Below are 13,236 nucleotides of genomic sequence, written 5' to 3'. Positions count from 1 at the left end.
CATGAAAACCAACACTCTCTCCAAAATTGCTCTGGTCGCGGCGCTTGGCGTCTTCGTCGCCGGTTGCGCCAACCAGCAGCAGACCAACACGGCCATCGGCGCCGGCGGCGGCGCCGCCCTGGGAGCCGGGCTGGGAGCACTGCTGGGCAACTCCAAGGGCGCGGCCATCGGCGCCGGCCTGGGCGCCGTGGCGGGCGGGCTGGTCGGCTACAACTGGAAGACCGTCAAGCAGGACGTCGAGAAGTCCGGCTCCAAGGACCTGGGCATCGACATGACCGAGCAGAACGACGGCTCGCTGAAGGTCAACGTGCCCAGCAGCGTCTCGTTCGACACCGGCAGCTACGCGCTCAAGCCGGCCCTGCTGCCCGTGCTGGACAGCGTCGCCAAGACCCTGAACGAGCACCCCGAGCTGCGCGCCAAGGCCGTCGGCCATACCGACAACACCGGCCAGATGTCGCTCAACCAGACCCTGTCGCAGAACCGCGCGCAGGCGGTGGCCAACTACCTGGCGAACAAGGGCGTCTCGTCGGCGCGCCTGACCACCGAAGGCCGCGGTCCCAACGACCCGATCGCCAGCAACGACACGGTGGAAGGCCGCGCCGCCAACCGCCGCACCGAGATCTACCTGTACGCCACCAAGAACTGACCGGCGACTCCGCCGCCCCCCCTGCGGGGCGGCGGCGTTCTTGGGTAAAGTAATGGCTTGCTGCCGGCCGCGGCCGGCCCCCAGGTAATGGCTTGCTGCCGGCCGCGGCCGGCCCCCAGGAACGTCCATCGCCATGTCCAGCCCCGCTCCCCTTCCCTCGTCCACGCTCGTCGTCCGCGACGCCTGCGATACCGACCTGCCTGCCATCCAGGCCATCTACGCCTTCCATGTCCTAAACGGGGTGGCCAGCTTCGAGGAAGTCCCGCCCACGGTGGAAGACATGCGCGCCCGCCGCGCCGCCGTGCTCGGGCAGGGCCTGCCCTATCTGGTGGCCGAACAGGACGGGGTGGTCGTCGGCTACAGCTATGCCGGCAGCTATCGCCCTCGTCCGGCTTACCGCCACACCATAGAAAACTCCGTCTACGTCGCCGATGGCACGGGCGGGCGCGGCATCGGGATCGCCCTGATGCGGGAACTGATCGCGCGCTGCCAGAACGGGCCGTGGCGCCAGATGGTGGCCGTCATCGGCAACAGCGGCAACGCCGCCTCCATCGCCCTGCACCGCAAGGTCGGGTTCGAGCACGCCGGCGTGCTGCGCAGCGTCGGCTTCAAGCACGGCCGCTGGGTCGATACCGTCATGATGCAGTTGCCGCTGGGCCCGGGCGACCGCAGTCTTCCCGGCGGTCCTTGAAACCATGGGCGACATGCGCGTGGGCATCTCCGGCTGGCGCTATCCTCCCTGGCGGGGCAAGTTCTATCCGGACGACCTGCCGCAGCGGCTGGAGCTGGCCTACGCGTCGCGCGAGTTCTCGACCATAGAGCTGAACGGTTCGTTCTATGCGCTGCAGACGCCGGAACGCTACGCGCGCTGGCATGCCGACACGCCCAAGGGCTTCCTGTTCAGCGTGAAGGCGCCGCGCTACATGACCCACATCCTGCGCCTCAAGGAAGTCGAGCGGCCGCTGGCCAATTTCCTGGCTTCGGGCATTTTCGAACTCAAGGACAAGCTGGGTCCCATCCTGTGGCAGTTCCCGCCCGGCATGCGCTTCGATCCGGCACGATTCGAAGCCTTCTTCAAGGCCTTGCCGCGCGACATGCACCACGCGATCGAGATCCGCCACGACAGTTTCATCGACCCGGCCTTCACCGACATGCTGCGGCACTACGGCATGGCGCTGGTGGTGGCGGACACGGCGGGCAAGTGGCCCTATCGCGAAGACGTCACCGCCGACTTCGTCTACATCCGCCTGCACGGCGACCGGGAACTGTACGTCAGCGGCTACACCGACACGGCGCTGGACGACTGGGCCCGGCGCATCCGGGCCTGGGCGCGCGGGGGCGAACCGCGCGGCGCCCGCCGCATCGATGGCAAGGCGCACCGCCGTGCCAGCGAACGCCACGTGTACTGCTACTTCGACAATGACGCCAAGGTGGAAGCGCCGCGCAACGCCAAGACCCTGATGGACAAGCTGGGGCTGCCCATGCGGGCGTCCTGAGACTTTCCACGAGACATCGCCGTGAACATCGACAGCCGACGCAACCGCAGCGACCAGCTACGCATCAAGCACCTGCGCCTGCTGGAGCTGGTGGCCGAGCACCATTCGCTGGCCGCGGTGGCGCAGGCCCTGCACCTGAGCCAGCCCACCGTGACGAGCATGGTGCAGACGCTGGAGGAAGTCTTCGGCACCACGCTGATCGAACGCAGCGCGCGCGGGGGCAGCCTGACCGACGCCGGCAATCTGGCGCTGCGGCAACTGCGCATCGCGCTGGCATCGTTCGACACGGCGCTGGAAAGCGTGGTCCGGGGCAGCACCCCGCTGGTGCGCGTCGGCGTCCTGCCGCTGCTCGACGCCTGGCTGCTGCCGCAGGCCATGGCGCGGATGGAAGCCACCGGTACCCTGCCCCGCATCGCCATCACGCACGGCGGCATCAACGTGCTGTACGGCGGCCTGGACCGCAGCGAGATCGATTGCGCGATCTGCCACCTGGACGAACTGCCCGTGCAGGGCGGCCACCTGACCGACCTGCACATCGAACCCCTGCACGAGGAAAGCCGGCTGTTCGCCTGCGCGACGGACCATCCGCTCGCGCGGCATGCCACGCTGCGGCTGGGCGATCTGGCGAACCAGGAATGGATCGTCCCGCCCAAGGCATCCCAGGCCCGGCGGGTGCTGGAGCGCGTGTTCCTGGGAGCCGGCCTGGTGCCACCGGAGCCCCGCATCGAGTCTTTCCCTTATCACACGAACCTGGAAGTCGTGGCGGCCACCCGCATGCTGACTTTCGCGCCGTCGTCGCCGGTCCGCCATTATGCGGAGATGGGCCGCGTGCACGTCCTGCCCGTCGCCGACGACATCCCCGTCAGCCGGCTGGCCTTCCTGGCGCGCCAACCCGTGATGCAACTGCCCGGTGTCGAACCGCTGCGGCAGGCCGTCGTCTGGGCGGCCCGGCAGATGGCCGCCGCACGGGCGGCCTGACCCGGCTCAGGCCCAGGCCCGAAAGCCCAGTCCCGGCACCGTCGCGCTGTCCTCGCCATCCCTGAGCACCACCGGCTCCAGCGCGCCGCTGGCGACGGCGTCGGCGGCGAATTCGGCCACCGACCGGACCTTGGAGGCCGGCACGCCGGCCTGGGCCAACCGCTGTTCGAGCCGCACCGCCTCCCACCCCGCGATCCGTTCCCGCAGGCGCGACTTGAGCAGCACGGGGTCCTTCGCCCTGAGGAAGGACACCTGTTCGCCTGGCTCGGCCGCCCCATCGAACAAGGCCGGATCGGCGGCCAGTTCGCCCAGCTCCAGCACATCCAGCAGGCGGGCGAACTGCGCGGGCGTATTGGCGCCCAGCGCGATCCAGCCATCGCGGGTCTGGAAGAAATCGGCGGCGGGGCTGCCCGAATAGCCCTGGTTGCCGACCCGTCGGGGCGACACGCCCTTGGTCAGGGCCTCGACCGCATAGCTGTACATCAGCTGCATGGACGCCGCCGCCATGGACACGTCGAGCAGGATGCTGCGGCCGTCGCGATTGCGCTGGTGCAAGGCGCTGACGATGGCCAGCGCGCCCAGCATGCCCGTGGCCGCGTCCACCACCGGAAAGCCGGTCTTGATGGGATCGTCGCCTTCGACACCGCCCATCATCGCCATGCCCGTCATCGCCTGCACGACGTGGTCGTAGGCCGGCCGGTCGGCCCAGGGCCCGGTCCGCCCGAAGCCGGAGATCGAGCAATAGACGATGCGTGGATTGACCGCGCGGATGGCCTCATAGCCGAGCCCGTGCCGCTCGAGCGACCCGGGTCGGAAGTTGTCCACGAACACATCGGCGTCGCGCGCCATCGCCAGGATCTCGGCCCGTCCTTCCTCGGTGCGAAAGTCCAGCGCCACGCAGCGTTTGCCGCCATTGAGCGACAGAAAGGCCGATGGCCCCCGCTCGGACCGGCGCAGCACGTCACCGCCGGCGGGTTTCTCGATCTTGACGACGTCGGCGCCCATCTGGGCCAGGTAGAAGGTTGCCAGGGGGCCGGCGATGACGTGCGAGAAGTCCAGCACGCGCACGCCCGCCAGCGGCAGGAAAGCTTGGGTCATAGGATGGCCATGCGCCTAGAATTGAACGATCTTGGAAGCGCGCACGATGCGCGAGAACTTGGCGGTTTCCTTCGTGAGGAAGTCGGCGAAATCGTCCGCCGTGGGCGACAGCTCGACCGGCGATCCGTTCTTGTCGAAGAACGCGTTCAGGTCGCCGCGCTTGAAGGTCTCGTGGATCGAGCGGTTCAGCTTGGCCGCGATGTCCGCGGGCATGCCCGCCGGCCCCCAGACGCCGTTCCATGATTCGATCACCGTGTCGTCGTTGCCCAGTGCCTCCTTCAGCGTCGGCACGCCGGGAAGGATGGGCAGGCGCTTGGCCGAGGTCACGCCCAGCACGCGCACTGCGCCCGACTCGACCTGCGGCAGCGCCGCCGTCACGACGGGAAAACAGAACTGCGTCTGCCCGCCCAGCAGTGAAGGCACGAGGTCCACCGAGCCGCGATAGGGCACGTGGACCACGTCGATGCCGGTGGCCGTGGCCAGCGCGGCGCCCGCCAGGTGCGAGCCCGTGCCCACGCCGCCCGAGGCGAAGTTCAGCTTGCCCGGGGACTGGCGGGCGGCCGCCAGGATGTCCTGGATCGACCGATAGGGCGAGGTCCCCGCCACGGCCAGCACGAACGGGTTCATGTTGATCAGCGACACGGGCGCCAGGTTCTTCAGCACGTCCACGCCCACGGCGGGATTGATCAGCTTGTTCGTGATCATGGGCGAGCCGCCGAACAGCAGCGTGTAGCCGTCCGCCTTGGCCTGCGAGACCGACACCGCGCCCAGCGTGCCGCCCGCGCCCACCTTGTTCTCGACGAACACGCTCTGCCCCACCTGGTTGCCCAGCGCCTCGGCGAATTTCCTGGCCAGCAGGTCGACGCCGCCACCGGCGGCATAGGGCACCACGAGCCGGATCGGACGGTCGGGATAGGTATCGGCCGGGGCGGCCTGGCTTGCTGCCGGAACAAGGCAGCAAGCCAGCGCCGCGGCAAGTATGCGTGCGCGCATGGCGGGTCTCCTGTTATGGGTATGGGCATGGATGCCGGATGACCGCGATTGTGGCCGCGCTCGCCTCCCGCAACAATTCGAAAATCGGGAACCCGCCTTCGGCTTTTTCTATGGGCCGCGGCGCGCGGCGCTCAGCGCCGGGGAAACGGCTTGCTCAGGAAGCGCGAGCCGGCCATCCCGAAGCGCCAGGGCACGTCCAGCGCCTTCGAGATGCCGATGCGCGGACCGATGGCGATGTCCGGCTCGCCCTCGCGCGCCACCAGCTCGAACGGCGGGCGATCGAGCCGCTTGCTGTCGAAGCCGCGATCGATGCCCAGGGCCTGTCCCACGCGCCCCGGCCCCGAGCACAGCAGCCTCGGATCGTCCACGCCGCGCCGCGCGCGCATGACATCCAGGCCATGGGTCGGTTCCAACGCGCGTATCAGCACCCCCGCGCCATGGCCGGCTTCGCGGCAGACCAGGTTCAGGCACCAGTGGATGCCATACGACCGGTAGACATAGGCCCGGCCCGGTTCGCCGAACATGGAGGCGTTGCGCGGCGTCGGCCCCGAGAAGCTGTGCGAGGCGGGATCTTCCCTGTCGTAGGCCTCGGCCTCCACGATGCGTCCGCCCACGCCGTCCACCAGCAGGGTCACGCCGATCAGCAGCGGGCCGACCTCGGCCGACGGCGCATGGAAATCGATATGGGCAAGGTGAGGCATGGGCACATCCGTTCTCGCAGCGAGAACAGAGTGTATCCGCTGGGACGATTGCCGCCCGGCGCCGATCTCCCGATACTTTTGCCAACACCCGCGTGCATCTCGGCACGAAGCGGGGCCCATCCTCCCTTGCTCGAAAGGAACCGCACTCATGGATAGACGCCAGGCCCTACAGACGATGGCCGGCGCGGCAAGCTGCGCGCTGCTGCCCTCGATGCCCGCCCACGCCCAGTCCTACCCCGCCCGCCCCGTGCGCTGGCTGGTGCCCTTCCCGCCGGGTGGCACCATGGACCAGGTGGTGCGCGCCGTCGCGCAAGGCATGCAGGGCCGGTTCGGCCAGACCCTGGTCATCGAGAACAAGCCCGGCGCGGGCACGGTCATCGCCGTCGATCAGGTGGCGAAGTCCGCTCCCGACGGCTACACGCTGGTCACGGTGGCAAACAGCTTCACCATCAATCCCTCGCTTTACGCCAAGCTGCCCTACGACACCGAGCACGCCTTCACGCCGGTCGCCCTGCTGGGCGCCACCGCCAACATCCTGGTGGGCCGGCCCGGGCTCGAGCCCAAGACGCTGCCGCAGCTGATCGCCCATGCCAAGCGGCACCCGGGCAAGCTGACCTATGCCTCGTTCGGCACGGGCACCTCGGCCCACCTGGCGGGCGAGATGCTCAAGCAGATGGCGGGCGTGGACATCCTGCACGTGCCCTACAAGGGCGGCGTGCCGGCGCTGACCGACATCCTGGGCGGACAGGTGGACCTGATGATCAACAACCTGCCCGACATGCTGCCCTACCTGGCCAACGGCAAGCTGCGCGGCTATGGCGTCACGTCCAAGACGCGCTCCGCGCTGGCGCCCGACCTGCCCACCATCGCCGAACAGGGCTATCCGGATTTCGAGACCAACTCGTGGTACGGCGTGCTCGCCCCCGCCGGCACGCCGGCCACGGTGGTCGCGTACCTGAACCAGGCGATCAATGGGTCGCTGGAGGCTTCCTCCACGCGGACCACGCTGGGCGGCATGGGCTTTGACGTCGCCCCCGGCGCCCCGTCTCAACTGGGCGCGCTGATCGCGAAGGACTTGAAACTCAACGCGAAGCTGGTCCGCGACGCGAACATCAAGCTCGACTAGGCGCCGCCCTACAGCAGCCGGTTCCGCGCCGAGAAATCGATGGCCTGGCGGGCGATGGCCAGCATGCCGGGCACCACCGGCCGCGTATCGTCCCGCCGCCAGCGGAACGAATAAGGCAAGGGCCCCAGCGCGGGCGAACTCTTGAGCACGCGGATGCGGCCGCGCCTGGCCAGCTCGGCGGCCCAGGCGGCGGGCAGCATCCCCACGCCCACGCCTTCGCTGACCAGGCCGGCGATCGCGCCCCAGTTGTTGCAGATCAGGCGCTGGCGGACATCCAGTCCGCTGTCGTTCAGCCAGTCGTCCAGCAGCCGCGTGGTGCCGGCGCCCAGCGCCAGCGTGATCAGGGGATAGGCATCCAGCAGGCGGTCGCTCATCGCGTTCGCACCGGGCTCGGTGTCCGACGCGATCACCCACGAGAAGCGGGCCTCGCCTATCCGTTCGGAGCAGATGTCCGGCCGGGGCGAGCGGCCCGCGATCACGGCGCAATCGAGCTGGCCGCTTTCCAGCCCGTGCTCCAGCGCCGCACCCACTTCCACCATGGGCTCGACCACCAGGTCGGGATGCTCGTGCCGGGCGAGCTTCAGCAGCCGGGGCAGCCAGGTCAGTGCCGTCAGTTCTCCCACGCCTATCCGGCAGCGGCCGGCCAGGCCGGTGTCCACCGCCACGCAGCGCCGCACGGCTTCGGCTTCCTGCAACAGGTTCCACGCCCGGGGAACCAGCCTGCGCCCGGCCTCGCTCAGTTCCGCCTTGTGGCCGGAACGGTCGAACAGGCCCACGCCCAGCGACTGTTCGAGTTCGTTGATGCGCTTGGACAGCGAGGAAATGGACAGATGCAGCCGCTCCGCCGCGATGGCGAAGCTGGCGCAGGTGGCCGCCCAGTAGAAGGCCTCGAGTTGCTTGAGCGTCATGGCATGGAGGGCGGATTTAGTTTCGAAAAAGCGAAATAGCTTATTAGGATTTTATCGCTTTCTTCATACAACCGGGGTCCGTAGAGTGGCGTCGACTGGAACTTCCGTACGCCGCGATCCCGATGAGCGCCAACGCCGACCCCACGCCTACGTCCCTGCCCCTGGGCGCCACGCCGGCCCAGCCGTCCTCGCGGCCGGCCGGACTGGACGAGCCGCGCATCCTGCGCGAGGCCCTGTGCCTGGACGACTTCGAGGAACTGGCCCGGCGGCGCCTGCCCCGCCCCATCTTCGGCTACGTCGCCGGCGCCGCCGAGCGCAACAGCTCGCTGCGCGACAACGCCTCGGCCTTCGCCGAATACGGATTCGTTCCCCGTACCCTGGTCGACGTGTCCCGGCGTAGCCAATCCATCACGCTGTTCGGCACGCGCTATGCGCGTCCCTTCGGCATCGCCCCCATGGGCATCAACGCGCTGTCGGCCTACCGGGGCGACATCGTGCTGGCCGCTGGCGCCGCCGAGGCGGACATGCCGTCGATCATGAGCGGCAGCTCGCTGATCCCGCTCGAAGACGTTGCCCGGCATGCGCCGGGCACGTGGTTCCAGGCCTACCTGCCCGGCGACACCACGCGCATCGATCCGCTGATCGACCGCGTGGCGCAGGCCGGCTACCGCACCCTGGTGCTGACCGTGGACATCCCGGTCATGGCCAATCGGGAGAACAACCTGCGCACGGGTTTCTCCACGCCGCTGCGTCCCAGCCTGCGGCTGGCCTGGGACGGCGTGAGCCATCCGCGCTGGCTGTGCGGCACCTTCCTGCGCACGCTTGCCCGGCACGGCATGCCGCACTTCGAGAACTCGTTCGCCACCCGCGGCGCCCCCATCCTGTCCGCCCGCGTCATGCGCGACTTCACCGCGCGCGACCACCTGAACTGGGAACACGTGGCCCGCATCCGCCGGCGCTGGCAAGGGCACCTGGTACTCAAGGGCATCCTGCACCCCGTCGATGCCTCGCGCGCCCGCGAACAGGGCGTGGACGGCGTCATCGTGTCCAACCACGGCGGCCGGCAACTGGACGGCGCGGTGTCGCCGCTGCGCGTCCTGCCCGCCATCGTCGAGGCGGCGGGCGGCCTGGCGGTCATGATGGACGGCGGCGTGCGCCGCGGCACCGACGTGCTCAAGGCGCTGGCGCTGGGCGCCCGCTGCGTGTTCGTGGGCCGGCCCTTCAATTACGCGATGGCGGTGGCCGGTGATGCGGGCGTGCGCCATGCCGTCCGGCTGCTGGGCGACGAAGTGGACCGCGGCATGGCCATGCTGGGCGTCAACACGCTGGACGAACTGGACGCCGGCTTCCTCGCGCCCATCGGTGCAGGCAGCCGCGCCGCCTGAAGGACAAGAACCAACTTTTCGCGGCGGGCCCGCGCCCGCCGACTCCTCAACCCCTGAACCATCGAACACGGAGATTTTCCGCCATGGCCAAGACCGTCATCTACAGCCCCAACGTCACCCGCACCAAGGCGCCCCACGCCCATGCCGTGCGCACCGGCAACCTCGTCTTCGTGTCGGGCTGCCCCGCCTACTTCGGCGAAATGCAATTGGCCAAGGGCGACTTTCCGGCCCAGATGCGGCAATGCCTGACCAACCTGAAGAACATTCTGGAAGAAGCCGGTTCCAGCCTGGAGAAGGTGGTCAAGGTCAATATCTTCCTGGACCGCCGGGCCGACTTCGACGAGATGAACGAGGTCTATCGCGAGTTCTTCGGCAACGACCCCATGCAGTGGCCCGCCCGCACCACCGTCGAGGCCCGCCTGCCCCGCAAGGACTTCCTGCTCGAGATCGAATGCGTGGCGGAAGTCTGATCCTCTTCCCCGCCTCCCTTCCCATCGCAAGGACCACCCCATGCCCGCACCCATCCTAGACGTCCATGCCGGAGGCCAGGAATACCTCCTGCCTCCCGATTTCCTCTGGCCCGGCGGCAAGCGCATCGCCGTGTTCTTCCGCGTCGCCTGCGAAGGGTGGTCGGACGGCGCCTGGCCATCGCTGGGGCCGATGGGCAATCCGCTCAAGCCCGGCGTGCCGGACCTGAACGCGCTGGGGTGGGTGGAATACGGCATGCGGCGCGGCATCCACCGCATCCTGGACATCCTGGAACAGCACGGCATCCGCAGCACGATGATCATCTGCGGCGTGCTGGCCGAGCGCTATCCCGAAGTGGTACGCCGCATCGCCGATGCCGGACATGAAATCGTCGCCCATTCGTACGGCATGGACGTGATCCCCGCCTACCTGGACGAGGAACAGGAACGCGCCAACCTGGCGCGCACCACGGCGCTGTTCGAAAAAGCCACCGGCCGCCGGCCGCAGGGCTGGATCAGCCCGCGCGCCACGCCCAGCCCGCGCACCGCGCGCATGCTGGCCGAGGCGGGCTACGAATGGCATGGCGACACCATGAACGACGACCTGCCCTACCTGGTCCGGTTCGGCGACCGCGAGATCGCCGCGTTCCCCGGCGGCATGGAGTTGAACGACACGCCCATGTACATCCGCTACGGCAACTCGCCGCGGATGATGGTCGAGATGTTCGACGACTGGCTGGACTACGTGCGCACCCGGGAAAAAGGCGCCGTGCGCATCGACCCGTCCATCCACGCCCACGTGTTCGGCCGCATCACGGGCATCCACGTGTTCGAGCAGTTGATCGAGAAGGCCAAGGCCGCCGACGACATCTGGATAGGCACGCGCCAGGAAGCCATCGCCCACGTGCGCGCCGCCATCCGGCGCTGATCCCCTTCCCACCCCGGAGGTTTCCATGAGCACCCGCCACTCCTGCACCCGGCGCGTCCTGCTGGCCGCCACGCTGTCGACGCTGGCCAGCGCCGGCACGCCCGCTCTGGCGCAGGCCCTCTTTCCCGACCGGCCGCTGAAGCTGGTCATCGGCTTCGCGCCCGGCGGCTCGACCGACGTCGTGGGCCGGATGATCGCGCAGAAGATGTCCGTCGAACTCGGCAAGCCCGTGGTCGTCATCAACCGCCCCGGCGCCTCGGGCGCCATCGGCACCACCGAGGTGGCGCGCGCCGAACCCGACGGCTACACGGTGCTGGTGAACATCGTGACCACGGCGGTCATCAATCCGCTGACGCAGAAGAACCTGCAATACGACCCCATCAAGGACCTGCAGCCGGTCGCCATGGTGGGCAAGCTGCCCAACGTGATCATCCTGAACAAGAACGTTCCCGCTCACAACCTGCGGGAGTTCATCGCCTGGGCCAAGGCCAACCCCGGCAAGGTGACCTTCGGCACGGGCGGCGCCGGCGGCGTGCAGCACCTGTCGGGCGAACTGCTGGCCAAGATGGCCGGCATCCAGATGACGCACGTGCCCTACAAGGGCGCCGCGCCCGCCATCCAGGACCTGCTGGCCGGCAACATCGACGCCGTATTCGACAACGTGACCGGTCCGATCAGCCTGATCAAGGCGGGACAGGTCACGGCCCTGGGCGTGACCACGGAAGAGCGCATCGCCGTGCTGCCCGACGTGCCGACCATCGCCGAATCCGGCCTGCCGGCGTTCAAGAACTCGAGCTGGATCTCCATCTTCACCCGCGCGGGCGTCCCGCCCGCCGTGCTCGCCCGCCTGGAGTCGGCCGTGCTGGCCGCCGCCCGGGACCCGGAAACGGTGGCCAAGCTCAAGGAGCTGGGCGCCGTTCCCGCGCCCATGAACACCGCCGAACTCGACCGGTTCTGGCGGTCCGAATTCACCTATTGGCGCGACGCCATCAAGGCCGCCAACATCTCTCTCGAATGACAAGGAAGCAACGACCATGTCCGCGATCGAAACCCGCCTGAAGGAACTGGGTATCACCCTGCCCGACGCCCCGGTCATCAAGGCCAACCCGGCCCTGGTCCCCGGCGTGGCCGCCGGCGGCCTGTTCTTCTGCCAGGGCACCCTGGGCCATACCAACGGCGACTTCCCCTACCTGGGCAAGGTCGGCGACAAGGTCACGGTGGAAGAAGCCTACCAGTCGGCCCGGCTGTGCGCGATCAACCACCTGGCCCAGGCCAAGGCGGTGCTCAAGGATCTCGATCGCATCGTGCGGGTCGTGCAACTGGTGGTCTACGTGAACGGCGCGCCCGGCTTCGAGCGCGCGCCCTATGTGTCCAACGGCGCCTCCGACCTGTTCGTCGAAGTCTTCGGCCCGGAACGCGCCGCCATGGCCCGCGCCAGCCTGAGCGTGCCGGACCTGATCTACACCGCGCCGGTCGAGACCTTGTGCACCTTCGAAATCACGCCGGCGTAACCGCCCCACGCGACAGGACTCCCTCATGAAATCCCCCCTACGCATCGCGGCCGCCGCCGGCCTCATGGCGGCCGCGGCCTGCGCCGCCGCCCAGGACTACCCGGCCAAGCCCATCCGCCTGATCAGCGCGTGGACGCCCGGCGGCGCCAACGACATCCTGGCCCGCGCGCTGGGCCAGGTCATCTCGCAGCGCTTCGGCCAGCCGGTGGTGATCGAGAACCGCCCCGGCGCGTCGGGCACGATAGGCACCGCGCACGTCGCCCAGTCCCCTCCGGACGGCTACACGATCACGCTGGGCAGCATGCCTTCTTACTCCACGGCGCCCAGCATGTTCCCCGACCTGCGCTACGACCCCATCAAGGACCTGGTGCCCATTGCCTTCGTGGCCATCGTCCCCAACGTGCTCGTGGTCAATCCGTCGCTGCCGGTCAAGTCCGTGCCCGAGCTGCTGGCCTACGCCAAGGCCAATCCGGGCAAGCTGGCGTTCTCGTCCGTCGGCAACGGCTCGTCGTCGCACCTGGGCGGCGAACTGTTCAAGCTGATGGGCCACGTGGACATGACGCACGTGCCGTACAAGGGCACGGCGCCGGCGCTGGTCGACCTGGTGGGCGGCCGCGTGCAGCTCGCCTTCGAGAACATGCCCGCGCTGCTGCCCCTGATCAACGGCGGCCAGTTGCGTGCCCTCGCGGTCACGTCCCGCGCTCGCTCGGCGCTGCTGCCCCAGGTTCCCACCGTGGACGAGGCGGGACTGAAAGGCTACGAGATCGGCGCCTGGTACATGATGTTCGCGCCCGCCGGCACCCCGCGCAAGATCGTCGACAAGCTGAACGAGGCGGTCAACGCCGGGCTGCAGCAACCCGACATCCGCCAGCGCCTGAAGGATCTCGGCGCCGAGATCGTCGGAGGCACGCCCGAACAGGCCGCGGACTTCCTGAAACGCGACCTGGCGCGCTGGACGGACGTCATCAAGCAGGCCCACATCGTCTTCAACTAGGACCC

At 68.8% G+C, this 13,236-nt stretch carries 15 protein-coding genes; 11 read left to right on the top strand and 4 right to left on the bottom strand.

All coding sequences use genetic code 11. The features are described from left to right. Position 1 precedes the first annotated feature (1 nt). From WKR98_RS13050 to WKR98_RS13035, 4 genes are all read left to right on the top strand, one after another. The gene (locus WKR98_RS13050) at positions 2–646 is read left to right on the top strand and encodes an OmpA family protein (protein WP_124688483.1); all 645 of its coding nucleotides are present in this window, start codon (positions 2–4) and stop codon (positions 644–646) included. Between the two features lie 133 nt (positions 647–779). Beyond that, positions 780–1,337, top strand: a complete 558-nt coding sequence (locus tag WKR98_RS13045; protein ID WP_341433497.1) for a GNAT family N-acetyltransferase — start codon at positions 780–782, stop codon at positions 1,335–1,337. 4 nt (positions 1,338–1,341) lie between these two features. Further along, positions 1,342–2,142, top strand: coding sequence for a DUF72 domain-containing protein (locus tag WKR98_RS13040; RefSeq protein ID WP_341433495.1), 801 nt, complete (start codon positions 1,342–1,344; stop codon positions 2,140–2,142). 21 nt (positions 2,143–2,163) lie between these two features. Beyond that, the gene (locus WKR98_RS13035; protein WP_124688480.1) at positions 2,164–3,120 is read left to right on the top strand and encodes a LysR family transcriptional regulator; all 957 of its coding nucleotides are present in this window, start codon (positions 2,164–2,166) and stop codon (positions 3,118–3,120) included. A gap of 6 nt (positions 3,121–3,126) precedes the next feature. Here WKR98_RS13035 and WKR98_RS13030 read toward each other — a convergent pair whose 3' ends face one another. The 3 genes from WKR98_RS13030 to WKR98_RS13020 all read right to left on the bottom strand — a co-directional run bounded on the left by WKR98_RS13030 (position 3,127) and on the right by WKR98_RS13020 (position 5,912). Continuing rightward, a complete protein-coding gene (locus WKR98_RS13030; RefSeq protein WP_124688479.1) occupies positions 3,127–4,218 on the bottom strand; it encodes a CaiB/BaiF CoA transferase family protein in 1,092 nt (363 codons plus the stop codon). 15 nt (positions 4,219–4,233) lie between these two features. Beyond that, positions 4,234–5,211, bottom strand: coding sequence for a Bug family tripartite tricarboxylate transporter substrate binding protein (locus WKR98_RS13025; RefSeq protein WP_341433493.1), 978 nt, complete (start codon positions 5,209–5,211; stop codon positions 4,234–4,236). A gap of 131 nt (positions 5,212–5,342) precedes the next feature. Next, entirely contained in the window at positions 5,343–5,912 is a 570-nt protein-coding gene (locus WKR98_RS13020) for a DNA-3-methyladenine glycosylase (RefSeq protein WP_341433491.1), read from the bottom strand. Positions 5,913–6,060: 148 nt separating this feature from the next. Here WKR98_RS13020 and WKR98_RS13015 point away from each other — a divergent pair, with 148 nt between their 5' ends. After that, positions 6,061–7,038 carry a Bug family tripartite tricarboxylate transporter substrate binding protein gene (locus WKR98_RS13015; RefSeq protein WP_341433490.1) on the top strand — a complete coding sequence of 326 codons (978 nt, stop codon included), beginning with the start codon at positions 6,061–6,063 and terminating at the stop codon, positions 7,036–7,038. Positions 7,039–7,046: 8 nt separating this feature from the next. Here the strand turns inward: WKR98_RS13015 and WKR98_RS13010 are convergent, their stop codons facing one another. Then, complete coding sequence (locus WKR98_RS13010; RefSeq protein ID WP_124688475.1) at positions 7,047–7,946, bottom strand: LysR family transcriptional regulator; 900 nt, start codon at positions 7,944–7,946, stop codon at positions 7,047–7,049. Between the two features lie 122 nt (positions 7,947–8,068). Between WKR98_RS13010 and WKR98_RS13005 the strand changes: the two genes are divergently transcribed. From WKR98_RS13005 to WKR98_RS12980, 6 genes are all read left to right on the top strand, one after another. After that, entirely contained in the window at positions 8,069–9,331 is a 1,263-nt protein-coding gene (locus WKR98_RS13005) for an alpha-hydroxy acid oxidase (protein WP_124688474.1), read from the top strand. Between the two features lie 83 nt (positions 9,332–9,414). Beyond that, positions 9,415–9,801, top strand: a complete 387-nt coding sequence (locus WKR98_RS13000) for a RidA family protein (RefSeq protein ID WP_124688473.1) — start codon at positions 9,415–9,417, stop codon at positions 9,799–9,801. A gap of 40 nt (positions 9,802–9,841) precedes the next feature. Beyond that, positions 9,842–10,726: a polysaccharide deacetylase family protein gene (locus WKR98_RS12995; RefSeq protein ID WP_341433487.1), complete on the top strand. Its 885-nt coding sequence runs from the start codon at positions 9,842–9,844 to the stop codon at positions 10,724–10,726. A 25-nt stretch (positions 10,727–10,751) separates the two neighbouring features. Next, positions 10,752–11,744, top strand: a complete 993-nt coding sequence (locus tag WKR98_RS12990; RefSeq protein WP_341433485.1) for a Bug family tripartite tricarboxylate transporter substrate binding protein — start codon at positions 10,752–10,754, stop codon at positions 11,742–11,744. A gap of 16 nt (positions 11,745–11,760) precedes the next feature. After that, complete coding sequence (locus WKR98_RS12985) at positions 11,761–12,237, top strand: RidA family protein (protein ID WP_124688470.1); 477 nt, start codon at positions 11,761–11,763, stop codon at positions 12,235–12,237. Between the two features lie 25 nt (positions 12,238–12,262). Then, entirely contained in the window at positions 12,263–13,231 is a 969-nt protein-coding gene (locus WKR98_RS12980) for a Bug family tripartite tricarboxylate transporter substrate binding protein (protein ID WP_124688469.1), read from the top strand. The last annotated feature ends 5 nt before the right edge of the window (positions 13,232–13,236 follow it).

The sequence above is a fragment of the Pigmentiphaga sp. YJ18 genome, from assembly GCF_038066655.1.
Taxonomy (GTDB): domain Bacteria; phylum Pseudomonadota; class Gammaproteobacteria; order Burkholderiales; family Burkholderiaceae_B; genus Pigmentiphaga.
The sequence above is the reverse complement of the archived record's forward strand: the minus strand, read 5'-3'. Positions and strand labels throughout refer to the sequence as shown.

Bases quoted from the DNA above. Each gene is read 5' to 3' on its own strand.
- WKR98_RS13050 (WP_124688483.1), top strand. From the start codon at position 2: ATGAAAACCAACACTCTCTCCAAAATTGCTCTGGTCGCGGCGCTTGGC.
- WKR98_RS13045 (WP_341433497.1), top strand. From the start codon at position 780: ATGTCCAGCCCCGCTCCCCTTCCCTCGTCCACGCTCGTCGTCCGCGAC.
- WKR98_RS13040 (WP_341433495.1), top strand. From the start codon at position 1,342: ATGGGCGACATGCGCGTGGGCATCTCCGGCTGGCGCTATCCTCCCTGG.
- WKR98_RS13030 (WP_124688479.1), bottom strand. From the start codon at position 4,218: ATGACCCAAGCTTTCCTGCCGCTGGCGGGCGTGCGCGTGCTGGACTTC.
- WKR98_RS13025 (WP_341433493.1), bottom strand. From the start codon at position 5,211: ATGCGCGCACGCATACTTGCCGCGGCGCTGGCTTGCTGCCTTGTTCCG.
- WKR98_RS13020 (WP_341433491.1), bottom strand. From the start codon at position 5,912: ATGCCTCACCTTGCCCATATCGATTTCCATGCGCCGTCGGCCGAGGTC.
- WKR98_RS13015 (WP_341433490.1), top strand. From the start codon at position 6,061: ATGGATAGACGCCAGGCCCTACAGACGATGGCCGGCGCGGCAAGCTGC.
- WKR98_RS13010 (WP_124688475.1), bottom strand. From the start codon at position 7,946: ATGACGCTCAAGCAACTCGAGGCCTTCTACTGGGCGGCCACCTGCGCC.
- WKR98_RS13005 (WP_124688474.1), top strand. From the start codon at position 8,069: ATGAGCGCCAACGCCGACCCCACGCCTACGTCCCTGCCCCTGGGCGCC.
- WKR98_RS13000 (WP_124688473.1), top strand. From the start codon at position 9,415: ATGGCCAAGACCGTCATCTACAGCCCCAACGTCACCCGCACCAAGGCG.
- WKR98_RS12995 (WP_341433487.1), top strand. From the start codon at position 9,842: ATGCCCGCACCCATCCTAGACGTCCATGCCGGAGGCCAGGAATACCTC.
- WKR98_RS12990 (WP_341433485.1), top strand. From the start codon at position 10,752: ATGAGCACCCGCCACTCCTGCACCCGGCGCGTCCTGCTGGCCGCCACG.
- WKR98_RS12985 (WP_124688470.1), top strand. From the start codon at position 11,761: ATGTCCGCGATCGAAACCCGCCTGAAGGAACTGGGTATCACCCTGCCC.
- WKR98_RS12980 (WP_124688469.1), top strand. From the start codon at position 12,263: ATGAAATCCCCCCTACGCATCGCGGCCGCCGCCGGCCTCATGGCGGCC.